The sequence below is a fragment of the Komagataeibacter swingsii genome (assembly GCF_003207895.1).
Taxonomy (GTDB): domain Bacteria; phylum Pseudomonadota; class Alphaproteobacteria; order Acetobacterales; family Acetobacteraceae; genus Komagataeibacter; species Komagataeibacter swingsii.
On sequence record NZ_NKUB01000023.1, the window covers coordinates 14,891 to 39,508 of the forward strand.

A 24,618-nucleotide genomic window follows, 5' to 3' on the forward strand; every position below is an offset into this window, starting at 1 on the left:
GGAGTACCCACCATGCGTATCGGCCTGTTCGTGCCCTGTTACATTGATGCCTTCCATCCCGAAGTGGGCGTTGCGACACTCGAACTGCTTGAACGCTTCGGGCTGGATGTCGCATACCCGCGTGACCAGACCTGTTGCGGCCAGCCCATGACCAATACCGGCTGCCATGCGGAATCGGCGGCGACGGAAGAGCTGTTTGTCCGCAACTTCACCGGCTATGACTACATTGTCGCCCCTTCGGGCAGTTGCGTGCACCACGTGCGCTGCGACATGGATGCGGTGGAGCAGACCGACGACGTGCGGCAGGTCCGCGCACGGACCTATGAACTGGTCGAATTCCTGCATGACATCCTGAAGGTCGATGCCTTTCCATGGGCGGAATTCCCGCATCGCGTCAGCCTGCACAACAACTGCAACGCCCTGCGCGGGCTGAACCATGCCAGCATGAGCGAACTGCGCGAACCGGCCTTTTCCAAACCGGCCGACCTGCTGTCGAAAGTGCGCGGGCTGGAGTTCGTGCATATCAGCCGCCCCGATGAATGCTGCGGCTTTGGGGGCACGTTCTCGGTCTTTGAAAAGGGCGTGTCAGAAAAGATGGGCTATGACAAGGTGCGTGACCACAGCAGCGCGGGGGCAGAGTATGTCGTCTCGGCCGACAGTTCGTGCATGATGCACCAGCAGGGCTGCGCGCAGCGGCTGGAGATGCCGCTCAAATTCATCCACATCGCCCAGATCCTGAACGGGGCACGGGCATGAGCGGCGCACAGGGTGGCGACCTGAACCGCAACCCGCCCCGGCCCGACAGGCTGGACCATGCCGAAGGGGCGTCGGTTCCGTTGCGTTCGCATGTGCGTGAGGCCCAGCCACGTGGCGCGGTGATAAACGGCAACCACCCCATTGACCAGGCCGAGGCCGCCGAACGCTTCATTGCCGCCCCCGAACATGAACGCATGCATGACGCGCGCCTGTGGGACCTGCGACAGAAACGCGACCGGCAGATGCACGGCATCGCGGAATGGGAAGACCTGCGCAGGCTTGCATCCGAAATCAAGGAGCATGCCCTGACCCATCTGGACCACTATCTTGAACAGTTCGAGGCCAATGCGCGCGCCAACGGCATCCATGTCCACTGGGCGCAGGACGCGGATGAACACAACGCCATCATCCTGTCCCTGCTGCGCGACCACAGCGTCAAGCGGCTGATAAAAAGCAAGTCGATGCTGACGGAGGAATGTGGCTTCCGTGATTTCATGGCTGAATCCGGGATTGAGGTTGTGGAAACCGATCTTGGCGAACGCATCCAGCAGCTTGATGATGAAGCACCCAGCCATGTCGTGGTGCCCGCCGTGCACAAGCTGCGTTCGGACGTGGCCGCGGTATTCGCCCGCACGCTGGGCACAGACCCCGATGATGACGACGTGCATTACCTGACCGAACAGCAGCGCGAAAAGACGCGGCCGCTGATCCTGGATGCGCAGGCCGGGCTGACGGGCGCCAATTTCGTGGTGGCCGAAACCGGGACGTTCGTGGTGTGCACCAATGAAGGCAATGCCGACCTTTCGGCCAATACGCCGTCACTACAGATTGCGTCCATCGGGATCGAGAAGGTCATTCCCCGGCTGGAGGACCTGCCGGTTTTCGTGCGCCTGCTGTCACGCAGCGCGCTGGGGTCGCCCATTACCCAGTACACATCTCATTTCCGTGGCCCGCGGCGCGGGGGTGAACTGCATGTCGTGCTGGTGGATAACGGGCGGTCCGAACGGCTGGGCATGGAACAGTTCTGGACATCGCTCAAATGCATCCGCTGTGGCGCATGCATGAATACCTGCCCGGTGTTCCGCCGCAGCGGGGGGCTGAGCTATGGCGCGACCTATGCCGGGCCGATCGGGCTGATCATCGACCCGACCTTCAATCGCCACCGCTACAGCAGCCTGCCGTTTTCCTCCACGCTCAATGGCAGTTGCACCAATGTCTGCCCCGTCAGGATCAACATCCACGAACAGATCGCGGGCTGGCGCAAGGTTCTGGCGGAAACGCATGAACTGCCACTGATGAAAAAGGTGATGATGCGCGAGGCCGGACACCTGCTGTCCCACCCGGCGCTGTACCGCGCGGCCATTGCCACGGCGGACAGCGCGCTGAAGCACCTGCCCCGCTTCATGGTGTACAACCGCCTGAACACATGGGGCCATGGCCGTGAAGTCCCCGCACCTCCGCGCCAGACATTCCATGAATGGTACGCGAAAAACCGCCCCACCGGACAGGGAGAGCCGACATGAGCAGCCGCGAAGACATCCTGGCCCGCGTGCGCGCGCATAAGCCCGCCCTGGAGCGTCCATTGCCGCAGGTGCCGTTTTTTGACCCGCCGCAGGGTACGGACCTGCTGGCTGCCTTCCGCACGGCATTCGTGCAGATGGGGGGGACGCTGCCCGATTGTGGCCCGGATGACCCGCTGGATGTCGCGCGCGCAATGGTGGCGGGCATGCCTGTCAGTTGTTCGCGCGTACCTGAAATCAGGGGCAACCGCGTCCTGACCGATGATACGCCACCGGCGTCACTGGCCGATATCGACATCGGCGTGGTGCGCGCATCCTTCGGCGTGGCGGAAACGGGATCGGTATGCCTGACGGAGGTGGACCTGCAGGTCAATACGCTGGGCTATCTGCCGCAGCACCTGATCGTGCTGCTGGACCCGGCCCGGATCGTCAGCAACCTGCACCGCGCCTACCAGCGCCCGGAATGGCGGTCGATGCATTACGCGGTCCTGCAAAGCGGCCCGTCCGCGACGGCGGATATCGAAGGGGTGCTGGTGCATGGCGCGCAGGGCGTGCGCTCGCTGCGCCTGTTCTTCATCCCGGCCCCGAACGGCTGACCGGCCGGGACATGGGGAAACCGGGCATCGGCATGCCGGGCGGTTTCCACCATGGTCCTTTCCGTCATGCGTGGGGGCGCAGGTCGTGTTCCGGGCGCGCCACCACGGCGTGGGTGGCGCTGGTCAGCGGGTGCGGCACGACTTCACGGGGCTTTTTCGCCTGCCGGCGGACATAGTATTCCGCAAGCCCCACCAGCCCGAAGCCGATAAAGGCGAAACACGCGGACAGGACCGGCAGCCCGCCATAGGACCAGTGGGTATCCACGATATGGCTGCCCGCCCACGCGCCGACGGCGTTGCCGAAATTGAAGGAACTCTGGTTCATGACGGCGGCAATGTTGGGTGCGGACCCGGCACAGGCGACAACATAGGTCTGCAGCGGGGCCATGGGCGCGTAGATGAACACCCCCCACAGGAACAGCAGCACAAGGCACACCCATGGATGCAGGCTGCCGGGCACCAGCAGCACCTGCACCACCCCCACGGCGGCCATAAGCCCGGCGCATGATGGCAGCATCTTCCAGTCCGCCAGCTTCCCGCCCAGCAGGTTGCCCAGGCACAGCCCGCCCCCGATCATGAGCAGGATGCCGTCAACCGCATGCGTGCCGAAGCCGGACCGGGTCTGCAGGAACGGGGTGATGTAGGTAAACAGGGTAAACATGCTTGATGACGTGCACATGGACACCAGCATCATGGTCACGACCAGCGGGTGCAGCATGGCCCGGAACTGCGCCGACAGCGGGATGGCGGGACCACTGGCCCGGTCCTGCGGGATCCACAGCCACATGGTGGTCCAGGCCAGCACGCCCACGCCACAGATCAGCCAGAACGCCATGCGCCACGATGTCATCTGCGCCACGACGGTGCCCATGGGCACGCCAAGGATCATGGCCAGCGTCAGCCCGATATAGACCAGCGACAGGGCTTCCGCCCGCCTGGCGGGGGGCACGACCTGTGCCGCCATGATGGAGGCCGCGCCATAGAATGTCCCGTGGGAGAACGATGTCAGCACGCGCGCCAGCATAAGGCTGGTGTAATTCGGCGCCAGGGCGCTGCATGCATTGCCCGCGATGAAGATCGCCATGGTCAGCAGCAGCGTCGCGCGGCGGGACAGGCTGTTGGTCAGGATCGCCACCAGCGGCGATGCGATGGTCACCCCGATGGCATAGGCCGACACCAGCAGCCCCGCCTGCGCGATGGAGACATGCAGCCCGGCCGAAAGCTGGGGCAGCAGCCCCATGACAATGGTTTCCGTCGTGCCAAGGCCAAACGCCCCGATAGCAAGGGCCAGCAACGCAACAGGCAAGATACGCGTCCTTGAAGTCTACGGTAGCGGCCCATGCCGCCACGCCGGGAGAAGGGATGGACGCATCGGGTAACGGACGCGCCCTTTCCCATCCGCAACCGCGGGTCATGGCGGTCTGTCTGCCCGGGTGGGAAAGGGCGGCTGTACCAGATTTCTACGGTCCTGACCGCAGGGAAATGCAGGTAATCCGGAAATATATTTTATGCAGGGACCTGATATGCATGCAGGAATGCACAGTTGATACATATCTCTTATTTAATGTTTCCCGCCTGTGTTCCCATCTCCACAGGCCCCGCGGCCCGGCCGGCTGCCCCGCCGCAGGCTGACAAAAGGCGCCACCGGCGGGGATGGCGTACAGTATGTCGTGTCCCACGAATGGATCAGGGTGCGGATGATCCGGCGCAGCGTGTCGCGATCCGCCATTAGGCGCCGTGCCTCATCCTGTCGCACGCGATCATTCTGTCCGAACAGGGCCGTCACATAACCCATCTGCCGCCCCATTTCGACATCAGGCAGCGAGGATAGTGGCGCATAGGCCAGCGGCAGGCTGACCTGCTGGCTGTTGGTGCGGCTGGCATCGGTATCAAGGCCAATGGTCGGGGCGGTCGTCAGCGCACCCACGCTGAATGTGCCGCCCCGGGTGAAGCTGCCGGCAAGCTGAAGCGTCACATCGCCCGTTATGGTGCCTATGACAGGGTCGGCCGCCTGTTGCGCGCATTGCGCGGCCCGGACCATCCGGGCGAACCCTGCGCCTTGCCGCGTGGTCCAGTCGCCCGCATGGGCAACGGATACCGCACCGGCCCGCGCCAGTGTGGACTGTATGCCCGCCATCGCGGCCGGGATCGTGGTCTGCACGGCACGGCCATGCGTACAGCCGGACAGGCATGCGGCAGCCGCCAGCATGGACATAAGGCGTTTCATGATTGTCCTGTGATCGGGATGTTGGGGATGGGCGTCAGGGCGCGGTGGGTCAGGTCAGGGCAGACCAGTCAGGTAGGCCTCGTTCGCTGCGACAAGGGCATCCCAGTCCTGCCCCGTGGGGGCCAGCATCCCGCCCGGAAGCAACTGCCGCCACGCCAGTCCGTGGGCCTCCATCAGGCGGCTGCGCAGCCATCGCCACGTTGCCTTCTGCTGGCTGCCCCATGTCAGCAGCGTGATGGGGTCGGTATCCGCCGTGCCGTCATAATCCCATAACAGCAGGCAGTGGCCGCCCGCGCTGCCCGGTGCCGGGTCGCCATGGCTGGCGGGGGTCACGGTGTCCCATACCGGGGCAAGGCTGCCTGTGGCATCTTCCCACATATCCGCCATGGCAAGCCGCACGCCGAGATAGGCGGTGGACAGCCCCGCCGTGATGTTGCGGATGCCGTTCAGGTCGCCAGTGTCCACACTGCCCCATAACGGGAACAGTGTCTGGTCAGCAAGGGCGTACCCGGCCCGCAGGGCGGTGGCGAGGACATCCACTTCCACCCCGCCCTGATCCGTTACTGGGTTACCCGGCACATATCCGGTTGACCGGGCATAGAAACGCACCGCGTCATCTGTATCCACCGCAATCTGGTAACCCCCCAGCGCTGCCGTGGCGCGGATATGATTGCCGATTCCCGCCGCCGTGCAATTGCCCAGCACGTCATTGCCCAGCATGCGTGGCGCGGGATCAATCCGCTCACGCCCCAGGTGCTGCGGGGCCGTGCGGGCCATGAAAACCCGCATGCCCGACAGCAGGGGCTGGCGCGGCTGTATCCGGGCGAGATGGCAGCCAAGTTTACGCAGCGTCATTGCATGAATCCGTGTCTGACCGGACGGGCGTCAAATATCGTCCCGTAACGGATTGATAAAACCTGTATTTTTATGGATGCGGTGTAAAAGGTGGCCTGAAGCCACCCATGAATCAAAAAAGATGGTCTTGGTGAAGCTTTTTTCAAAAAACGTCCCGGAATGTCGCCTTTAAGAGACTGTTTGAAAAGTCAGATCATGGTAGCGCTTTAAAATTAAAAGAAGTTTTTGGTGAAGCTTTTTGCGAAAGCTTCGAAAGAACGCCGCCTTTTTGAAAAAAGGCAGCACCTGAAAACTTTTATTGTTTGTGTTTTTAACAATGCCTTATTTCGCAATACATCATCCGGAACGGTCCGAATTCAATAAACACAGGGCATCGCAATGTTTCTTCAGGTGAACCACTTCCGACTGTTTCGCAATGACGTAAAGATACGCGCATGGGATGCAGGCAGCAAAAGAAACAACACTATCCCGATCAACGCGGATAAGGGAAGCAGGCAGGAAGGCGGCAGGCCGCTGGATACATCCGCGACCCGCGTATAAATAATTATGGGGACAGGCCGCGCGCTTTGTGTCCCATTTCATGAAAAGAAAAGCAGAAACAGGTGGCTACGGGCAGGGACATGCGTCCTTTTGCCCTGCGCCGTCCGCCTTTCCAGCAGGAAAGCATAAATCGGCCAATTTTGGCGATTGACAGGGAAGTATGTTCTTTTTAAGGCAATATTACCGTTTTACAGCCACAATCTGAATTGTGTTACGTCATATTTCAGCAAAAGGTTTTCTGGATCATGTCACTTGAGAGCATTGCCCTGTCACAGACAGGCCAGCACCATGATGGCCGTCCCGCCAGTGAACCGGCGGGGTACCGCCACACGCCAATCCGGGGCATCCTGTTCGGTCTGCTGTTCAGCCTGCCATTATGGGCGCTGGTGGTCTTTCTGTTCCGGTAAGGCCCCGTTCTGGAATGGGCGGCTGATAAAAAATCGCCGGGTTTCGTGGGGTGCCGCTTTCTCAAGGCGGCATTCCCTGCCGGGGCCTGCCGCATCCCCGGTCATTAATTGAACCCGATGGACACACCTGCAAAAATGCCGAAGCCGTCGCCCGACAGCATGGCGGCAGGCTGCTGGCCGTTGGTGGTGGAATAGACCGGCACCACGCCCGTTGCGTAATGCTTGTTGGCAAGGTTGTGCAGGCTCAGGAAAACCTGCCGGTGCTTGTTGGGCCACAGGTAACCGATATCGAAATTGTAGATATGATAGGGCGCGGCCTTGTACTGGTTGTCATATGACGCCAGTACCGAGGACGAGACCTCCACATCGACCGAGGTATAGAACCCGTTCTTCATATCAAGGTGCAGTTCCCCCTGATAGAAATGGCGCGGGATACCGGGGATGTAATTGTGCCCCCATGTTGCATCATGATTGAAGCGGAAGCTCTGGAACGTATAGGCCTGGCGAAGGGAAATGATGTTGCCCTGCCATTTGTACAATGTGGAATGGAATGATGTTTCAACCCCCTGATGGGTTGTGGGCGATGCGTTGCCGTAAGTGGAATTGTTGTACAGGATGGAATTCGGCGTCGCGACCGCCAGCAGTTCGTTATGCACGGCGGAGTGATAGTAGGTGACACTCCATTCCGTGCCGGCAAAATGGCCGCTTGTGCCTACTTCAAACGTCGTGGCCGTCTGGGGGCGCAGCCTGGCCCAGTCCTTCGTCAGGCCCGTGGCGATGCCCGATGTGTAATTGGCGCCTGAAAGGTACTGCCAGTCCTGCGGGCTTTGCACGCTACGGCTGACATTGCCGTACACTTCGATATTGGGGGTAATGACGTAACGGAATCCCGCGCGCGGCGCGAAATACAGCGCATTCTGGCTGAACGAGCTTGTCTGCGGGTACGTCTGTGATCCCGAACGCGGGGTATAGCTTAACGCACCGGCCGCGGTCAGCCAGAAGTTGTGGAAGATCTCGGTATTGTTGCGCACATGGAAAACCGTATCACTTCCCCCCAGGTGCGAACGGGTGACAAGCGTGCCCAGCGCGTAACCGGGATAGGCCGCCTGGCGGCGCACCCGGTTTTCAATGGTGGCGTCAAGGTCATGCGAGGTATAGATGCCGATATCCGTATCACTGGCATGCCCCAGCAGCTTGTCCTGACGCGTGTAATTCACCATGCCCGTGGCGTAGTCGATGTTGTACAGCGACGAGGTATTGCCCAGTTCATGGTCCATCGGCGCGTTCAGGTAGGCAAAGCCGACAGTCAGCCTGGACTGGTCATCAATGCGGATCCTGAGCCGGTCGGCGGCATATTTGGTGCCGGGTTCAATGGTCTTGGTGCCCCATGTCGCATATTCAGGCTGCATCTGGCGCGGATTGTCACGGATCTGGTCGCGCGTCAGGTAATAGGGGTTGCCTTCCCATGTCTGGCGATAGCGGAAGAAGAAACGGTTATCGACATTGTCGCTGAATTTGTAGCCGTAATTGAAGTTCACGCCAAAATTAGTGGTCTTGGTATTGTCCTGGTAGCCGCCGCGATAGGAATTGGTCACGCTGAGGTAATAGTCGGACTTGCCGATGACGGTGCCCGAACTCAGTTGCTCCTTCACGTACCCGAAGCTGCCCGCTTCGACACGGGCCTGGTAACGCTGTGAATTATAGCCTGTCTGCGTGACGTAATTGATCGCGCCGCCCAACTGGGTGGAGCCGAAGTCGATGCCATTCCCGCCGCGCATGATCTCGGTATAACGGATGCCCAGTGGTTCCTGCAGTTCATTGACCGTGCCGATGGGCGTGGTCAGCGGAATGTCATCAAACAGAAACATGATGCCCGCACGCGTGGCGTTCAGCCCGGTCTGGATGCCCGAACCACGGATGGAAATGCGCAGGTCGTCCGATCCGCAGGGCGCCTGTGCAAAGACACCAGCCTGGTACTTGAATGCATCCGCGTTGGTGGCGTTGCGTCCCTTCAGCACGGTGGCCGCGTCAATGACGCTGGTGCCACCGGGAATGGTTTTCAGGTACACCTCCGCCTGGTGTGTCGCCGCACTGTGATGATGCACGGCGATATGTTCGATCGTGCTGGCATTCAGCCCGCTACTGTTCGCATGCCCATCATGCTGGCTGGCCACCCCATGCCCGCCGGTTGCATGCCGGGCGGGGGTAGGGTGGGGGATACGGTGCGTGGCGATGTCATCCGGCGTGATGGATGCGGCGGCAAGGGCGTGATGGGAGGCAACCAGAACACCAAACAGGCCGCCGGCAAGCACAAAGGTTAATCTGTTTGGTGTCTCCACCACAGGGGTTCGGCCCCTGTACTGCAGGGGATGGATATGGGGTGGGGCGGTTGGGGACAGGGATAATTCACTTCTTAACATTGTAGTTTTTCCAGTATGACCGCAAGGAATGCATTAATTTGTTAGCGGGCAAAAAGGATTTTTCATACAGGGTTACAGAGGTGAAACAGGAAAAATACGTAACAGTTGTACTAAAACAACATATACACATATAATATAGTTAATTAAAGACGAATGTATGCGGACCCCAGCCCGGATACCCCAAGAAATCCGAAATAATATCATTTTATATCAATTACATAAACAAAAACGCCCCATCAGGATGATTCCATGGTCGGCTGGCGAAATGCCCATGCCGGCACAGGGATATGCTGCCCATGACGGTAGAAGGTTGCATATCCGACAGACCGCGTCCCCTGTCTTGCCGGGATAATTATACACTTTTAAATTGTTATTTATGGGCGCCCGCCCCATGCCTCAGCTCCATGCATGTAACGGCGGGAAAGCATGGTTGAGGTAATAATTCCCCACAATCGCATATTTCCAGCGTACCGGATCATGCAGCGTATGCGTGCGCGCGTTACGCCACAGGTAATCAAGGTTCAGCGTCTGGTCCGTGGCAGATGTGCCAACCAGTTCGAACAGCCTGTTTGTCGCCTCGATGGCGCTTTCGGTCGTCAGGACCTTGGCCTGCGCCGTCTCGATCTGGGCGATGGCGACGCTTTGCGCAGTCGGGGCCGATACGGCATGGTCAATGGCGTCGCCTGCCCTGTCCAGCAGGGCAAGGCCCGCGTTCAGGCGTATTTTCAATGACCCGATCGCCTGGATTGTATAAGGGTCGTCCGACGCCTTTTCCTGCCCGCTGTCGATCCATGCGCGCGCACGGGTGTGGACCAGATCGATCGTCGTATCGATGGCCGCATCGGCCAGGCCCGCGTCGATGGCCGCCTGTATGAACTGCGATATGGCGCTGTCGGCAAAGGGCGCGTCAGGCCTGTAGGCTTTCCAGACCGGGATGACACGGCCGCGCGGCACCTGCACGTCCGTCAGTTGCACGGTGCCGCTTGCCGTCCCTTTCTGGCCGAATGCCGACCAGTCATTGATGACATGCAGGCCCGGCGCATCACGCGTCGCAATGGCAAGATGGCTGTGTCCGTCATCATCAAGCGCCACAATCTGCACCAGATGCGCCGACAGCGCGCCCGTGCAGTAATGCTTGACGCCATTCAGGGTCACGGTGTCGCCTGTTACCTGGAGGCGTGTCTTCAACGCCCCGACATGCCGGATACCGCGTTCCGAAAACGCATTGCCAAACCTGTATCCTTTCAACACCAGCGCAAACAGGTCACGTGCCTGTTCCGGACTGGCGCAAGAAGCAAGGCAGGCAATGGTGGCAAAGTGATTCTGGCTGAGTTGCGCCACCGCTGAATCCGCTTTTGCAATCAGCCGGATCACCTGCCCCACCGTGCGGTATGATACATTGGCCCCGCCATAAGCGCGTGGCACGGTCATGCCCCACAGCCCCGAATTGGAAAAGATATCCAGCTCACGCGCGGGAAAACGGTTTTCACGGTCGCGTCGCGCCGCATCCGGGGCGATCTGCCCGGCAACGTCGGCCGCAATGCGCAATGCCTCCGCATCATCCGCGATGATGGGCACGCCCGCGGGTGGCAGGGGAAACGGGGGGACATCCGTCTCGCCCGTGCCGACAAATTCCGTAAGGGTCATGATATGTCCAGTCTGGATGGGATCAGGGATGATCGGGATTCATGACAGCGCCTGCTGCCCCGCAACCCGGCGCAGCAATTCCCCATGAGGCGCATGGATACGGCCACACAGCGCATCGCGATGGGCACGTTCCAGCGGGTTATGGGCGGACAGCCCGGCATTGCCCGCAAGCCCCAGCAGGGCGGCCGTAAAATCGGCCGCCGCATCGACCACGCGCGATTTTATCACCGCTGCATGCGCGTTCAGTTCGGGCAGCGGGCGCGCGGCCGTGACATCCGTGGCGTAAAGCCGCAGCAGCATGGCGTTCATGTGCAGCGTAATGGCAAAGCCCCCCACGGCGTCGCGCATGGCGGGCAGGGTTGAAAGCGGCGCGCCCAGATTGGACGGCACGCGGTTTTTCAGGAATTCACCAAACCATGCGAGTGCTGAGGTGGCGATGCCATTATACAGGGACCCCAGCAGCCCCGTGTTCCAGAGCATGAGGATATTGCCCCCTGCCGGTGGCGCATCGGGCGCATGCAGCCCCAGCGCCGCATCCGGCGCAAGCGCAACCTGCGTGAAGGTGACTTCATGGCTGTTGCTGGCGCGCATGCCGATATGGTCCCAGTTTTCAATGACATGGATGCCATCCGCCATGGCCGGGACCATGAATGTGCCAACCCTTGCCGGGTCTTCATCCGTGCGGGCGCGCACCAGCAGCCACGACAGGCCGGGAATGCCGGTAACATAGGCCTTGCGGCCGTCCAGCACCCATCCCCCGGCCGTGCGGGACGCCACTGTGCCGGGCAGGCCACCCCGCGAGGCGGAGCCAAGGTCAGGCTCCGCCAGCAGGATATTGACCAGTTGGTCATGCTGTTCGCCTTCCATCCAGCGCGCCACATCGCCTGACCCGAATTCATGGTGGGCGATCGCGGCCCGCACCATGTAATGGTTGACCATGGCCAGCGCGGTGGAGGCATCGCCCTGCGCAATCCGGCCCACGATATCCTGCACGACGCCAAGGGTGAACGGCGTGGGCCGACCGGGCGTGGAAATGCGTAGTGACAGCAGTCCCGCCCGGCGCAGGTCGTCAATATTTTCCTGTGCGAAAATCCCGGTGCGGTCATGGTGGGCCGCACGGGCGGCAAGGCGCGCCTGCAGGTGTGTTGCCGTATCAAGGGCATCCTGTGCGGTATGAAGGTCTGCGGACATGGCTTCACGCTCCCCGTACGATAGCCCGGATATCCGGGACGCCCGGGATCAGGCGCGCATGGAACAGGGTGGCCGCAATCTCCTGCTGTTCGGTCACGACAGCCTGATCCAGCGGTGCGGGGCGTAGCGCCAGTTGCGCCAGCGCACGGGTGATGACGGGACGGGACAGGCCGGTACTGGCGGCAATGTCGGTGGTCAGCGTATCGGCATGATCCGCCGCCCATTGCACGCAGTCCTGCCGCGCCTGCGCCAGCAGGGTGAAGACATTGCCGGGATTACGGTCCGCGAACGGCCTGCTGGCGATCAGGAACTGCCGGTTGGTCGTCACACCCTGCGCATCCACCAGCAGGCGGGCCTGCGTATCCATCAGGGCCGCGCTCAGGTACGGGTCCCATATCGCCCATGCATCCACCTGCCCGGTCTCGAACGCGGCGCGACCGGCGGCGGGCGGCAGGTAGACGGGGTGGATGTCGGTCCATGCAATTCCCGCGCGTTGCAGCAGTGCCAGCAGCAGGTAATGCACGTTGGACCCGCGGTTCAGGGCAATGCGGCGTCCCTTCAGGTCCGCTGCGGCCTGTATGGGACTGCTGGCGGGCACCAGCACGCCCTCGCCATGCGGGGCGGGTGCCGAACAGCCGATATAGGCCAGCCCATCGGGCCATGCGGCCTGCGCCATGACCGGGGGCGCGTTCCCGGTTTCGCCAATGTCGATCGCATCCGCCGCAAGCGCCTGCAGCAGTTGGGGGCCAGCAATGAATTCGGACCACCGCACCCGTATCCCGGCGGGGGCAAGGGCGCGTTCCAGCAGCCCGCTATGTCTGAGTACCACCAGCGTGCCGTACTGCTGGTAGCCTATGCGGATCGTGGTGTCCTGTGCCGCATGCGCCCCGCGCGCCGCCCATACCGGTGACGACAGCGCCATGCCAAGACCGGCCAGGATCGTGCGACGTGAATACCGTTTCATTGCAGGCTTACCTGTAGCAGGGGTGTGGAGGCTGTTCCGTGTGGCGGTTCCATGCCGATCCATGGATCGACCGGCCGCCAGCGGTATTTAACTATAAAACATAGTTAATAATAGTTTATGACATTATAACCGTTAATTCGTATGTCAACGGGATAATTGTCGTTGGATATGGATTCCGAAGTCGTGATCAAGCCCGGACCCTGTCCCGATTCACGGGATATGGGACAGGAAAATCATATAACGATTTAATTTGTATAATTTAACGGAAACTTTTCCAATCCTTATAATACGATTTTAATTGTTATTTTTATGATAAAAATATCATTCATAAACAGTAACTTAATAAAATTATCTTTGTAATTTTCGATCGTTTTACGGGAAAATTTCCCCGAAACCCGTCCGGTCCCCGGATATAAAATCATACTTGATCGTTGTTATTTTATTGACTCATTAATTGTCGTTGTTAGTGTGTGCAAAATATAAATGCGCACACAAAATAGTTAAAATATGCACGCGATGAGGTCGCCATGACAGATCCGGTACATCCTCCCCACGGTTTCTCCCCACGGATTGATGCGCTCGCGCAAAGGCTGCGCCCGGTTTTCGCGCGTATTGCCGATGGTGCCATTGATCGTGAGGAAAACCGCATCCTGGCCCATGACGCGGTACGGTGGCTGCTGGATGCCGGTTTTGGCGCATTGCGCGTGCCGGTGCGGTATGGTGGCAGCGGGGCCAGCCTGCCGGAAGCCTTTGCGTTGCTGGCGGAACTGGCCGAAGCGGATTCAAACCTGCCGCAGATCTTCCGCGCTCATTTCGCCTTTGTCGAAGGGCGCCTGCATGAAGGCGACAGCCCGCGCGCCGCGTACTGGCTGGAACAGGTGGCAAAGGGCGCCCTGTTCGGCGCCGCCATGGCGGAACTGACGGACAGTACCGGCACCACCACCACCCTCGCGCCCGATCCGCGGGGGCAGTGGTTGCTGGAGGGCACGAAATACTATTCCACCGGCACGCTTTATGCGTCGTGGATTGTCGCCATCGCCACCGATGGAACGGATCGCATCCAGCTAGTGGTGCCAGCGGACGCCCCCGGCGTGACCCGTATTGATGACTGGGACGGCTTTGGCCAGCGCCTGACCGGCAGCGGGACGACGCATTTCAGGAATGTTGCCGTGCCGGATGAAAACATCATCAACCGCACGCCGCTTTCCGAATTCCCCACCAATGAATACTTCACCACCTACTACCAGCTTTTCCACCTTGCCACGCTGGCGGGGATCGGGCGGGCCATCGTGCGCGACGCCGTGGCCTTCGTGCGCCCGCGCACCCGGACCTTTGGCGTTCCGGGCCAGGTGGCCCAGCGGCATGACCCGCTGGTGCAGGGCGTTGTGGGACGCCTGTCCGCCCTGTCGTTTTCCGCCGATACGCTGGTGGAAAAGGTGGCATGGACGCTGGATGCGGCCTTCCCGCAATGGGCGGCGGGACACGAAAGCGGCCCGGCCTTCGATACGGCGCAACTGTGCGCCTATCAGGCGCAGCAGGTCGTGGCGGGGCAGGTGCTGGACGCCGCCACGCTGCTGTTTGAAGTGGGCGGCGCCTCCGCCACCAGCACATCACGGCGGCTGGACCGTCACTGGCGCAACGCCCGCACGCTGGCGTCGCATAACCCGCTGGTCCAGCGGCAGCGTGAACTGGGTGACCTTGTGCTGAATGGCACGGCGTTCGGTTCGCGCTGGCGCGATCGGGCCGGCGCCACATCGCCCGTCTCCACGGGCGCACGGCAGGAACACGCGGCATGACAACGCAGCCCAGACAGTTGCACGTCAACCTGTTCGAAATGGCCTGCGTCAGCCATATCGTGCATGGCATGTGGCGTGCGCCGGGTAACAACCGGCACCGGTTCGGGGAAATGGCGTACTGGCTGGAAGTGGCCAGACTGGCGGAAGAAGGGCTGTTTGACGCGGTCTTCCTGGCCGATGTCATCGGCACCTATGACCGCTTTGGCGATGGCACGGCCGCCGCCCTGCGCGAAGGGTTGCAGATCCCGAACCTCGATCCCCTGATGCTGGTGCCCGCCATGGCGGCGGTGACGAAAAACCTCGGCTTTGGCGTCACGTTTTCCACGACGTACGAACCCCCCTTCGCCTTTGCCCGGCGCATGGCGACGCTGGACCTGCTGACCGAAGGCCGCGTGGGGTGGAACATCGTGACATCCTACCTGCGCAGCGCCGCGCGCAATTTTGGCATGGAGGACGAAATCCCCCATGACCAGCGCTACGCCATCGCGGATGAATACCTCGATGTCCTCTACAAGCTGTGGGAAGGCAGCTGGGATGATGATGCGGTCGTCAATGACGTGGCATCCGGCATTTACGCCAATCCCGATGCCGTGCGGCCCATCAACCATGACGGGCGGCATTTCCGCGTGGCGGGACCGCATCTGGTCTCGCCCGGCCGGCAGCGCACGCCGGTGCTGTTTCAGGCAACCGGGTCGCCCGCGGGGCTGGAATTCGCCGCCCGCCATGCGGAGGTCGTGTTCATTGGCGGCCAGACGACGGAAGCCGTGCGCGCAAACATCGCCCGCACGCGCGAACGCGCGCGCGTCCATGGCCGCAATGGCGATGACATCCGTTTTATTGTCATGGCTGGCATCATCACTGATACGACGCAGCATCTGGCTGAAAAGAAGCTGGAGAAATACCGCCAGTATTACAGCGTCGAGGGCGCGCTGATCCATGCGCAGGCGGAAATCGACCTGCGCCGTTATCCCGCTGATGCCCGTATTGGCGACATCCTGAAACGCGAAGGCGTGCCGTTTGGCAATATGGGCCGGCGCTTCCACCCCGAACAGACGGCAGGCAGCGCGCTGCGCCAGATCGCATCGTTTGACGAGGGGCGCTTCTTCGTCGTGGGCACGCCTGACACGGTCGCCGATGAAATCGAACGCTGGCTGGATGTTGACGGGATCGATGGCATCAACCTGCGCCAGTACCACACATTCGAGACCGCGCGCGATTTCATTGACCTGATCGTGCCCGAACTGCAGCGCCGCGGGCGCTACCGCACGGCCTACACCCCGCGTGAGACCCTGCGCGAACGCCTGTTCACGCCGGGCCAGCCGCATCTGCCCAGCCGGCATTTCGGCAGCCGCTACCGCGACCCCGCAGTCCTGCACGCGCCGGCGGAACCGCTTTTTCCCAACGAAACATTTTCCAAGGCTTCGTAACCATGTCCTACGCCGTTCCTGACAAGATCAATGTGCTGTGGTTCCTGCCCACCCATGGCGACAGCCGCTACCTTGGCACGCAGAAGGGCGGCAGGCCGGTTGACCTGCCCTACCTGCAGCAGGTGGCCAAGGCTGCTGATACGCTGGGTTATTATGGTGTCCTGATCCCGACGGGGCGCAGTTGCGAGGATAGCTCGGTCGTTGCCTCCGCCCTTGCCCCCGTGACCGAACGGCTGCGCTACCTGATCGCGGTCCGCCCGGGCCTGCTGTCGCCAACACTTGCCGCGCGCATGACCGCGACATTGGACCGTTTTTCCAACGGGCGGCTGCTGATCAATATCGTGACCGGCGGCGACCCGGCGGAAAACGCGGGCGATGGCCTGTTTGCCGACCATGCCACCCGATACGAGATCACGGACGAATTCCTTGATATCTACCGTGCGCTGCTGCGTGGCGAGGATGTCAATTTCGAAGGCAGGCACTTTACCATAAAGGATGGCCGCCTGCTGTTCGCGCCGTACCAGAATGACGGGCCGCCGCTGTATTTTGGCGGATCGTCGGAAGCCGCCGCCCATGTCGCCGCCAAGTCGGTCGACAAGTACCTGACATGGGGCGAACCCCCGGCGCTGGTGGCGGAAAAGATCAGCCATGTGCGCAAACTGGCCCATGCGCAGGGGCGCGAGGTGTCATTTGGCATCAGGCTGCATGTCATCGTACGCGAAACGGCGGAGGAGGCCTGGCATGAAGCCGACCGCCTGATCAGCCACCTGGACGACGCCACCATCGAAAAGGCGCAGAAGGTCTTTGCCCGCATGGATTCCGTGGGCCAGTCGCGCATGAGCGCGCTGCACGGCGGCCGCCGCGACAGGCTGGAAATCAGCCCCAACCTGTGGGCGGGCGTCGGCCTGGTGCGCGGCGGGGCGGGAACCGCGCTGGTGGGCGATGCCGATACGGTGGCGGAACGGATTGATGAATACCGCAGGCTGGGCATCGATACGTTCATTTTCTCCGGCTACCCGCACCTGGAGGAAGCCTACCAGTTCGGTGAACGCGTACTGCCCAATCTGCCGACCACCCACCCCGTGCGCGCGGCGTCGGACCTGAACAACATGGGGCCGTTTGGCGAAACCATCGCGGGCGACCACCGCCCCACCCGCGCCGCCTGACAGCAGGAGCCGTGCCATGCCCGTTTCCCCCCATATTCCCCATATCGCCATTATCGGCGGCGGGTGCAGCGGCGCGGCGCTGGCGTGGCACCTTGCGCGCGATACCAGTACGCCCATACGCATGACCGTGTTCGAACCGCGTCCCTTCCTTGGCGCGGGGCTGGCCTATGGCGCAACCGACCCGCAGCACCGGGTGAACGTGCCTGCATCGCGCATGAGCATAGACACCAGCCAGCCCGATGATTTCGCAAGCTGGATCCGGCAGACGGACGCGCTGGCCGATGACCCGGCGGCCATCAGGCCGGATGGTAGCGCCTTTCCCGCCCGCGCCGTATTTGGCCGCTATGTGGCCGACCGGCTGGCCCCGGTGCTGCATTCAGGTGTGGCGACGCACCTGCGCCGCAAGGTGGCAGGCGTGCACAGATCGCCTGATGGCGGCTGGGTCATTACGGATACCGTGGGGGACGCCACGGCTGCCGACATCGTGGTCATCGCCACCAGCCATCCCGCGCCGCAGCCACCGGAACTGCTGCGCGACCTGCACCTGCCTGCCGGGCATCATCCTGTCCTGGTCACCAATCCATGGCGGGCCGGTGCGCTGGAAGACATAGCGCCGTCCGACCGTATCCTGGTCATTGGCACGGGACTGAGCATGGCGGATGTCGTCGTCACACTGACGGCACGCGGGCATACGGGAAAGATCACCGCCATTTCCCGGCGCGGGCAGCGTTCGCATGGCCATGCGGCGCACGCCGTTGACCCGGTGGGGCAATTCATCTCCCCGCCATCACGCACGGTGGTCCACCTGTTACGCCGCGTACGCCACGTGCTGGCGGCCCATCCAGACCAGCCATGGCAGGCCGTGTTCGACCGCCTGCGCGAACAGGCGCCCGATATCTGGGCCGCCCTGTCCCTGCCTGAACGCAGGCGGCTGATCCGGCACCTCCGCCCGTTCTGGGATACGCACCGTTTCCGTATCGCGCCACAGGCGGAAGACGTGCTGCATGCCCGCGAACGTGCCGGCACGCTGGATATCGTGGCCGGGCGGCTGACCGCCGTGCGGGTGGCGCGGGGCCGTTTTGCCACGACCATCCGCCATGGCGCCACCTACGAACGGGATGGGACGTATGACGCCATCATCACCACGACAGGGCCGGCGCATGGCGCGATCATCCAGACCGTGCCGTACCTGCGCGAACTGGCGGCGGCCGGCCTGGTGGAAATGGATGCGACCGGGCTGGGCCTGCATGTGGATGCGCTGGGGCGTGCCTGCGTTGGCAACCGGCACGAAGGGACCCTGTTCGTGGCGGGACCGCTGGCGCGCGGGCGGTTCGGGGAACTGATGGGCCTGCCCGAAGTCACGCGCCACGCCGAAAAGCTGGCTGTCATCATCGGCACGCTGGCGGCGTCCCTTACCACTGTCCATGACCCTGAAAAAGAACGGGCAACGACATGACCGCGCTGGCACGAACCATCCATGGGCGTCCCGTCGTGCGCGACGCGGATGACATATCCGCCCTTGTAAATGCCGGCCCACGTGCTGGCAGCCATGCGCGCATGGTTGTCGCACTGGCGCTGGGGGGCGTGTTTCTTGACGCCTATGACCTGACCACCCTGTCATGGGGCATTTCGGATGTGCAGGCGCATTTCGGCCTGTCCGCGTTCCAGACCGGGCTGGTTGCCGCCGCACTGAATGCCGGGACCATCGTGGGCAGTATCGCGGGCGGGTGGCTGACGGACCGCATCGGGCGGTACGCGGTTTTCATGGCCGATATGGTGTGCTTTGTCATCGCGGCCCTGGTGGCGGGGTTCGCCCCCACGGCCGGCATCCTGATCGCGGCGCGTTTCGCCATGGGGTTCGGGGTGGGCATGGACCTGCCGGTCGCGATGGCGTTCCTGTCGGAATTCTCGCGGCTGGAGGGACGCGGCAGCAAGGCGGCCCATGCGGCGGCATGGTGCCCGACATGGTATGCGGCGTCATCCGCCTGCTTCGTGATCGTGTTCGCCCTGTCTTATGTGCTGCCTGCGGGTCATCCCGACTGGCTGTGGCGGGCGTCGCTGGCGTTTGGCGCGGTCCCGGCGTTGGTCATCATTATGGTGCGCGGGCGTTACATGAGCGAATCCCCGGTATGGATCGCCCGCCGGGGCGACCTGCAGCGTGCGGCTGACATCCTGCGCCGGTCATACGGCATTGACCCTGTCGTCCGTGCCGTTCCGGGACAGGCACCGGTGGCCATGCCGGTCGATCCGTGGCGGCTGGTACGGCGGCCGCTGCTGCGGCGCGGGCTGATGGTCGCCGCCATGACGCTGATCAGCAGCATGTCCTACAACATCATCATATTCGGCCTGCCCACGCTGCTGGTCTCGATCTTGCATGCAAACCCGGTGCAGGTGGTGGTGATTTCGATCATCCTCAACCTTGCCGTGGCCTTTCCCGGTGGCCTGCTGGGCGTACGTCTGGCCCGCAGCGTGCGCTCCCGCCCCATAATCCTTGCCGGTTACGCCATGCAGGTGGCGGGGGTCGGGACACTGGCGCTGGTTGGCGTGCCCCATGGCACAGCGGGCGTCATCGCGGCCCTTGCCGGTTTTGCCGCCTTCCTGTTCGCCCAGGGGTTCGGCCCGGGATGCCAGCTTATGGTCTATCCCACCCTGAGCTACCCCACCGAACTGCGTGGACTGGGCATCGGCATCGCACGGCTGGTATCGGGCATTGGCGGCACGCTGATCCTGCTGTCCTTCCCGTGGATGAACACCCACCTTGGTCCCGCGCTGTTCCGGGTTGCGCTGCTGGCGCCGCTGGCGGGTGTGGTGATCGCCTTTTTCTCGCGCTGGGATGTGTTCGGCTACGACCCCGACATGGACCCCGCATTGCGCCAGCAGGCCCCACCCGTGCGGCGGGAAGTGGTACTGCATGCGCCCGAACTGCTGTTTTCAACCGATACCAGGAACTGATTGACCATGACGACCAATGTCATCGCGCCGTTTGGCTACACCCCACCCGATGAAGCGACGGTCAGTGCCGATACCTTCCGTAACGGCATGGCGGCGCTGTCCGGCGCGGTTACGGTCGTGACGACGGATGGGCCACACGGCCCGCACGGATTTACGGCATCGGCGGTATGCAGTGTGTCGGACACGCCGCCGACGCTGCTGGTGTGCATAAACCGCACTACAAGCGCGCACCCGCATATACTGGAACATGGTGTCCTGGCCATCAATGTCCTGCATGAAGGCCAGCACGGCCTGTCGAACATCTTCAGCAGCCGGTCGCGGTCCATGGCGGAGCGTTTCGCGGCTGGCAAATGGCATGCGGGCCTGACCGGTGCGCCGGTTCTGGATGATGCGCTGGTCAGCTTTGACTGCCGTATCCGTGAAATCCGTGATGTGGGAACGCATACGGTCGTCATTGCGCATGTGGTTGGTGTAACCGTTGGTCATGATGATATCCGGCCTGCCCTTGTCTGGTTCAACCGGCAGTACGGCCGCATTATTCCCAAATAAAAATAAAAGGCATCAGAGACTGTTTGAAAACTACCCATTGATAAAAAACAATAAAAGTTTTTGGGTGCTGCCTTTTTTCAAAAAGGCGGCGTTCTTTCGAAGCTTTTGCAAAAAGCTTCACCAATAAACTTCCTTACGATTTTCGGGATGTTTCATGGACAATGCTTCCAGGCAGGCTACAGGTATTTTTCGTTCAGGAAACAGTAAAATGTGTACACGATAAGAACTGATGAAATGAATAAAAAACATTCACACAATAATCATGCGTATTCATGCATCCATGGAATCATTCCCAATGACGCGGATATCCGTACGCCCCCCACCTGACAGATTTTTTTCCCGCTCCCGCCTGCTGTCGCGCCGGACGACCGTCGTGGTCGGTTCCTACCTGCTGGGTTTCGCGCCCGGCGCGTTCGCGGCGGACACCGTGGCCTCGCCCCCCGTGCGACATAGCCCCGAAACACAGCATGTCCGGCCCACGCGACCCAAGGGGTCAACGGTATCGCCAGATCATGCCGTCCCTTCGCCTACACGGCCAGAGGTCATTTCCGTCTCGCGCCATCGCCTGTCGCCCGCTTCCCGCGCGGAGGCGCGCCTGGCATCCATTCCCGGCGCGACCAGCGTGATCGACGCGCAGAAAGTGCTGAAGGGCCGCAACTTCACCAATGCGGATGCCCTGTCATTCCAGCCGGGCGTGTTCGCGCAGTCCTCGGGCGGGGGAGATGGCATACGGCTGTCGATCCGTGGGTCGGGTATCGCCACCGGCACCAATTACTTTCGCTCCGGCCTGCTCATGATGTTTGACGGCCTGCCGGTCACGACGCCGGCCGGCACGCCCTATGAACTGTTTGAACCGCTGGGCCTGCGTTATACCGAGGTACTACGCGGGGCGAACGCGTTCGATTACGGCGGCATGCAACTGGGCGGCGCGCTGAATTACGTGTCCATGACCGGATATGACGCGCAGCGGTACCAGGCCCGTGTCGAAGCCGGCAGTTTTGGCTACGTCAAGGAACAGCTCAGCTCCGGCGGGGTATTTGGTAAATTCGATTACTATATCAGCGCGACCAATTCCTATCGTGGTGGCTATCAGGACAATACCAAGGCGACCAGCTTCGGGCTGAACACCAATTTTGGCTACCGTTTCAATGACCGTGTTTCAACACGGGCCTTCTTCCGGTACCGGCAGACGGTTAACGGCTATCCTGGCTACCTGACGCGTGACCAGATCCTGTCCGATCCCAGGCAGGCGCAGTCGCCGTATTATGCATGGGGCGCGCACCGTATCCAGCCGGGCACGAAGTATTACGGGTCCATGACCACCATCAGGATTGATGACAAATCAAAGATCGAGGTCGGCGGCAATTATCAGGATGCGCCGATTGATATCCAGAACACCGCGTCATCCCAGATCTGGGGCTACAAGACGATTGCGGGCGTGCTGAATTACGACCGGCATGATGTGCTGGCAGGCCACAGGAGCGACACGCAGTTCGGTATCCTGAGCTATACCGATATCGAGGCCTGGCAGCGCAACCGCATCCGTGTCAGCAGTGTATTTGGTGGCGTGCCGGATGGAACGCTGCTGCGTAATGTAGAATATGGCGGCACGGAAAACTACTTCCACCTGCGCAACAACACCGAGGTCGCGCATAACCTGTGGCTGACGGCGGCCGGGGCCGTGGCCTTCATCAAGCGCATGTCGGATGTGACCTATCCCAACCGCAGCGACCTGCACACCACTTCGGTCAATTTCATTCCACGTGGCGGCTTCCGTTACAAACCGGACAGCCATGTGGAAATATATGGCAATGTCAGCCGCAGCCTGCAGCCGCCTAATGACTGGAACTACAACTATGCCGGTAATTACTATAACGCGGCCAGTTACCCGTTACAGCATGCCGCGGGCGAGAATTCCACATCCGGCCGCCTGCGCAACCAGACCGCAACCACGTTCGAAATCGGAACCACGGGTCATTATTTCCATAATAAATGGAGCCTGAGTTACTATCATTCCTCGGTGCATAACGAACTGCTGACGGTGACGACACCGGCATCGCTCGCGGCGGGCACGTCGATTTACGGCAATGCCTCGCCCACCATGCATCAGGGTGTCGAGGTTTCACTGGAAACGGAACTGCTGAAATGGGCGGGCAATACGCTGTCATTGCGGCAGGCCTATACATATCAGGATTTCCGTTACAGGCATGATGCCGTTTTTGGCAATAATCACCTGCCCGGAATCCCCGAACATTTCTATCAGGGGGAAGTCCATCTGGATATGCGCAACGGGTTTTACGCCAGTTTCAACGCGCAGGTGTCGTCCAGGGTGGGCGCATCCTATGACATGACGTATTTCGCGCCTTCGTACCACATCTATAACGCCAATATCGGTTATTCCTGGCCACACAAGCATCGTGAAGTCTTCATAAGCTTCAACAACCTGGCCAATACGCATTACGCGGCCATTGTCGTGCCCGGTTACAAGGCCGCTGGCAAGCAACTGTCGGTCATGCAGCCGGGTGACGGGTTTGGCGTGTTTGTTGGCGCGTCGATCGGGTTTGACTGAATACAGTACAGTTCTGAACGGATATGCCCAGATGAAAGAAATTCGCCTCAACGCGTTTGACATGAACTGCGTGTCCCATCAGGCCAGCGGCCTGTGGCGGCACCCGCGTGACCGCTCGGACCAGTACCATACCCTGCAATACTGGACAGATCTGGCCCGCACGCTGGAACGCGGCCTGTTTGACGCCCTGTTCCTGGCGGATGTGCTGGGTATTTATGATGTGTATGGCGCATCCCCCGATGCGGCGCTGCGCAATGCGGCACAGGTGCCGGTCAATGATCCCGCCATGCTGGTATCAGCCATGGCGTCTGTCACGCGCAATCTTGGCTTTGGGCTTACGGCGACCCTGTCTTACGAACACCCGTTTCCCTTTGCGCGGCGCATGTCCACGCTGGATCACCTGACACAGGGACGCATCGGGTGGAATATCGTCACGGGTTATCTGGACAGCGCGGCAAAAAGCACGGGAAAGGCGCAGCAGTCATCCCATGATGCGCGCTATGACATAGCGGATGAATACATGCGGGTCGTCTATGATCTGTGGGAAGGCAGTTGGGAGGATGACGCCGTACGGCGCGACCGTGCCAGCGGGGTGTTTACCGACCCATCGAAGGTTCACCGTATCCGCCATGACGGGAAATACTTCACGGTGGATGCCATTCACCTGTCCGAACCTTCGCCCCAGCGCACGCCGGTGCTGTTTCAGGCCGGTGCGTCCCGCCGGGGACAGCAATTTGCGGGCACGCATGCCGAATGTGTTTTTATTGCCGGACCATCGAAGGAAATCGTCCGCAAAACGGTTGCCAGCATACGGGGGCAGGCCCTGATTCAGGGGCGCCGCAGCGATGAACCGCTGATTTTCTCCCTGCTGACCATCGTGACGGCGCCAACACATGAAGAAGCATGGGCAAAGTATGAGGATTACAAGCAGTATATAATACCAACCATTGTTTGGCCTGACTCACGGGGTACCCATCGGTTTAAAAATGTGATTCATAGGATGCAGACCATTCTCTGAAGGAGGCATTCTGGATGG

The 24,618-nt window shown here is 61.3% G+C and carries 20 protein-coding genes; 12 read left to right on the forward strand and 8 right to left on the reverse strand.

Translation table 11 applies throughout. The annotated features are described in order from the left end of the window. Window positions 1–12: 12 nt before the first annotated feature. The 3 genes from CFR76_RS13585 to CFR76_RS13595 are packed head-to-tail and all read left to right on the forward strand — an operon-like array spanning window position 13 to window position 2,872. Window positions 13–756, forward strand: coding sequence for a (Fe-S)-binding protein (locus tag CFR76_RS13585; protein ID WP_110557511.1), 744 nt, complete (start codon window positions 13–15; stop codon window positions 754–756). Next, the gene (locus CFR76_RS13590; RefSeq protein WP_110557512.1) at window positions 753–2,279 is read left to right on the forward strand and encodes a lactate utilization protein B; all 1,527 of its coding nucleotides are present in this window, start codon (window positions 753–755) and stop codon (window positions 2,277–2,279) included. The genes CFR76_RS13585 and CFR76_RS13590 overlap by 4 nt, the downstream gene beginning before the upstream one ends. Then, window positions 2,276–2,872, forward strand: a complete 597-nt coding sequence (locus tag CFR76_RS13595; RefSeq protein WP_110557513.1) for a LutC/YkgG family protein — start codon at window positions 2,276–2,278, stop codon at window positions 2,870–2,872. Before CFR76_RS13590 ends, CFR76_RS13595 begins: the two co-directional genes overlap by 4 nt. 64 nt (window positions 2,873–2,936) lie before the next feature. On the opposite strand, the gene CFR76_RS13600 is transcribed toward CFR76_RS13595, so the two are convergent. The 3 genes from CFR76_RS13600 to CFR76_RS13610 all read right to left on the reverse strand — a co-directional run bounded on the left by CFR76_RS13600 (window position 2,937) and on the right by CFR76_RS13610 (window position 5,954). Beyond that, a complete protein-coding gene (locus CFR76_RS13600; protein WP_244191951.1) occupies window positions 2,937–4,178 on the reverse strand; it encodes an MFS transporter in 1,242 nt (413 codons plus the stop codon). Between the two features lie 255 nt (window positions 4,179–4,433). After that, window positions 4,434–5,099 carry a hypothetical protein gene (locus tag CFR76_RS13605; protein ID WP_110557515.1) on the reverse strand — a complete coding sequence of 222 codons (666 nt, stop codon included), beginning with the start codon at window positions 5,097–5,099 and terminating at the stop codon, window positions 4,434–4,436. A 54-nt stretch (window positions 5,100–5,153) separates the two neighbouring features. Next, entirely contained in the window at window positions 5,154–5,954 is an 801-nt protein-coding gene (locus tag CFR76_RS13610) for a hypothetical protein (protein WP_110557516.1), read from the reverse strand. Between the two features lie 785 nt (window positions 5,955–6,739). On the opposite strand from CFR76_RS13610, the gene CFR76_RS18155 reads away from it, so the two are divergent. Further along, on the forward strand, window positions 6,740–6,901 hold the full coding sequence (locus CFR76_RS18155) for a hypothetical protein (protein ID WP_167402148.1): 162 nt from the start codon (window positions 6,740–6,742) through the stop codon (window positions 6,899–6,901). A 104-nt stretch (window positions 6,902–7,005) separates the two neighbouring features. Here CFR76_RS18155 and CFR76_RS13615 read toward each other — a convergent pair whose 3' ends face one another. The 4 genes from CFR76_RS13615 to CFR76_RS13630 all read right to left on the reverse strand — a co-directional run bounded on the left by CFR76_RS13615 (window position 7,006) and on the right by CFR76_RS13630 (window position 13,123). Further along, a complete protein-coding gene (locus CFR76_RS13615) occupies window positions 7,006–9,321 on the reverse strand; it encodes a TonB-dependent receptor family protein (RefSeq protein WP_408884373.1) in 2,316 nt (771 codons plus the stop codon). A 396-nt stretch (window positions 9,322–9,717) separates the two neighbouring features. Beyond that, window positions 9,718–10,968 carry an SfnB family sulfur acquisition oxidoreductase gene (locus tag CFR76_RS13620; protein WP_110557517.1) on the reverse strand — a complete coding sequence of 417 codons (1,251 nt, stop codon included), beginning with the start codon at window positions 10,966–10,968 and terminating at the stop codon, window positions 9,718–9,720. Window positions 10,969–11,007: 39 nt separating this feature from the next. Next, the gene (locus tag CFR76_RS13625) at window positions 11,008–12,159 is read right to left on the reverse strand and encodes an acyl-CoA dehydrogenase family protein (protein ID WP_110557518.1); all 1,152 of its coding nucleotides are present in this window, start codon (window positions 12,157–12,159) and stop codon (window positions 11,008–11,010) included. A gap of 4 nt (window positions 12,160–12,163) precedes the next feature. After that, window positions 12,164–13,123, reverse strand: a complete 960-nt coding sequence (locus CFR76_RS13630; RefSeq protein WP_110557519.1) for an aliphatic sulfonate ABC transporter substrate-binding protein — start codon at window positions 13,121–13,123, stop codon at window positions 12,164–12,166. A 527-nt stretch (window positions 13,124–13,650) separates the two neighbouring features. On the opposite strand from CFR76_RS13630, the gene CFR76_RS13635 reads away from it, so the two are divergent. The 6 genes from CFR76_RS13635 to CFR76_RS13660 are packed head-to-tail and all read left to right on the forward strand — an operon-like array spanning window position 13,651 to window position 21,013. After that, window positions 13,651–14,919, forward strand: a complete 1,269-nt coding sequence (locus CFR76_RS13635; RefSeq protein ID WP_110557520.1) for an acyl-CoA dehydrogenase family protein — start codon at window positions 13,651–13,653, stop codon at window positions 14,917–14,919. Further along, complete coding sequence (locus tag CFR76_RS13640) at window positions 14,916–16,346, forward strand: LLM class flavin-dependent oxidoreductase (RefSeq protein WP_110557521.1); 1,431 nt, start codon at window positions 14,916–14,918, stop codon at window positions 16,344–16,346. The genes CFR76_RS13635 and CFR76_RS13640 overlap by 4 nt, the downstream gene beginning before the upstream one ends. Window positions 16,347–16,348: 2 nt before the next feature. Next, on the forward strand, window positions 16,349–17,512 hold the full coding sequence (gene ssuD / locus CFR76_RS13645; protein ID WP_110557522.1) for an FMNH2-dependent alkanesulfonate monooxygenase: 1,164 nt from the start codon (window positions 16,349–16,351) through the stop codon (window positions 17,510–17,512). Window positions 17,513–17,528: 16 nt separating this feature from the next. Further along, complete coding sequence (locus CFR76_RS13650) at window positions 17,529–18,968, forward strand: FAD/NAD(P)-binding protein (protein ID WP_110557523.1); 1,440 nt, start codon at window positions 17,529–17,531, stop codon at window positions 18,966–18,968. After that, window positions 18,965–20,464, forward strand: coding sequence for an MFS transporter (locus tag CFR76_RS13655; RefSeq protein ID WP_110557524.1), 1,500 nt, complete (start codon window positions 18,965–18,967; stop codon window positions 20,462–20,464). The genes CFR76_RS13650 and CFR76_RS13655 overlap by 4 nt, the downstream gene beginning before the upstream one ends. A gap of 6 nt (window positions 20,465–20,470) precedes the next feature. Then, entirely contained in the window at window positions 20,471–21,013 is a 543-nt protein-coding gene (locus CFR76_RS13660; protein WP_110557528.1) for a flavin reductase, read from the forward strand. Here the strand turns inward: CFR76_RS13660 and CFR76_RS18735 are convergent. Continuing rightward, on the reverse strand, window positions 21,000–21,134 hold the full coding sequence (locus CFR76_RS18735; protein WP_264986526.1) for a hypothetical protein: 135 nt from the start codon (window positions 21,132–21,134) through the stop codon (window positions 21,000–21,002). The two genes, CFR76_RS13660 and CFR76_RS18735, sit on opposite strands and share 14 nt — an antisense overlap. Before the next feature lie 174 nt (window positions 21,135–21,308). On the opposite strand from CFR76_RS18735, the gene CFR76_RS13665 reads away from it, so the two are divergent. Both CFR76_RS13665 and CFR76_RS13670 read left to right on the forward strand, forming a co-directional pair. Next, on the forward strand, window positions 21,309–23,582 hold the full coding sequence (locus CFR76_RS13665; RefSeq protein WP_208624006.1) for a TonB-dependent receptor family protein: 2,274 nt from the start codon (window positions 21,309–21,311) through the stop codon (window positions 23,580–23,582). A 31-nt stretch (window positions 23,583–23,613) separates the two neighbouring features. Then, complete coding sequence (locus CFR76_RS13670) at window positions 23,614–24,600, forward strand: NtaA/DmoA family FMN-dependent monooxygenase (protein WP_456305907.1); 987 nt, start codon at window positions 23,614–23,616, stop codon at window positions 24,598–24,600. Window positions 24,601–24,618: the final 18 nt, after the last annotated feature.

Excerpts from the sequence above, each read along its gene's own strand:
- CFR76_RS13585 (WP_110557511.1), top strand. The coding sequence starts at position 13 with ATGCGTATCGGCCTGTTCGTGCCCTGTTACATTGATGCCTTCCATCCC.
- CFR76_RS13590 (WP_110557512.1), top strand. The coding sequence starts at position 753 with ATGAGCGGCGCACAGGGTGGCGACCTGAACCGCAACCCGCCCCGGCCC.
- CFR76_RS13595 (WP_110557513.1), top strand. The coding sequence starts at position 2,276 with ATGAGCAGCCGCGAAGACATCCTGGCCCGCGTGCGCGCGCATAAGCCC.
- CFR76_RS13605 (WP_110557515.1), bottom strand. The coding sequence starts at position 5,099 with ATGAAACGCCTTATGTCCATGCTGGCGGCTGCCGCATGCCTGTCCGGC.
- CFR76_RS13610 (WP_110557516.1), bottom strand. The coding sequence starts at position 5,954 with ATGACGCTGCGTAAACTTGGCTGCCATCTCGCCCGGATACAGCCGCGC.
- CFR76_RS18155 (WP_167402148.1), top strand. The coding sequence starts at position 6,740 with ATGTCACTTGAGAGCATTGCCCTGTCACAGACAGGCCAGCACCATGAT.
- CFR76_RS13615 (WP_408884373.1), bottom strand. The coding sequence starts at position 9,321 with ATGTTAAGAAGTGAATTATCCCTGTCCCCAACCGCCCCACCCCATATC.
- CFR76_RS13620 (WP_110557517.1), bottom strand. The coding sequence starts at position 10,968 with ATGACCCTTACGGAATTTGTCGGCACGGGCGAGACGGATGTCCCCCCG.
- CFR76_RS13625 (WP_110557518.1), bottom strand. The coding sequence starts at position 12,159 with ATGTCCGCAGACCTTCATACCGCACAGGATGCCCTTGATACGGCAACA.
- CFR76_RS13630 (WP_110557519.1), bottom strand. The coding sequence starts at position 13,123 with ATGAAACGGTATTCACGTCGCACGATCCTGGCCGGTCTTGGCATGGCG.
- CFR76_RS13635 (WP_110557520.1), top strand. The coding sequence starts at position 13,651 with ATGACAGATCCGGTACATCCTCCCCACGGTTTCTCCCCACGGATTGAT.
- CFR76_RS13640 (WP_110557521.1), top strand. The coding sequence starts at position 14,916 with ATGACAACGCAGCCCAGACAGTTGCACGTCAACCTGTTCGAAATGGCC.
- ssuD (WP_110557522.1), top strand. The coding sequence starts at position 16,349 with ATGTCCTACGCCGTTCCTGACAAGATCAATGTGCTGTGGTTCCTGCCC.
- CFR76_RS13650 (WP_110557523.1), top strand. The coding sequence starts at position 17,529 with ATGCCCGTTTCCCCCCATATTCCCCATATCGCCATTATCGGCGGCGGG.
- CFR76_RS13655 (WP_110557524.1), top strand. The coding sequence starts at position 18,965 with ATGACCGCGCTGGCACGAACCATCCATGGGCGTCCCGTCGTGCGCGAC.
- CFR76_RS13660 (WP_110557528.1), top strand. The coding sequence starts at position 20,471 with ATGACGACCAATGTCATCGCGCCGTTTGGCTACACCCCACCCGATGAA.
- CFR76_RS13665 (WP_208624006.1), top strand. The coding sequence starts at position 21,309 with ATGACGCGGATATCCGTACGCCCCCCACCTGACAGATTTTTTTCCCGC.
- CFR76_RS13670 (WP_456305907.1), top strand. The coding sequence starts at position 23,614 with ATGAAAGAAATTCGCCTCAACGCGTTTGACATGAACTGCGTGTCCCAT.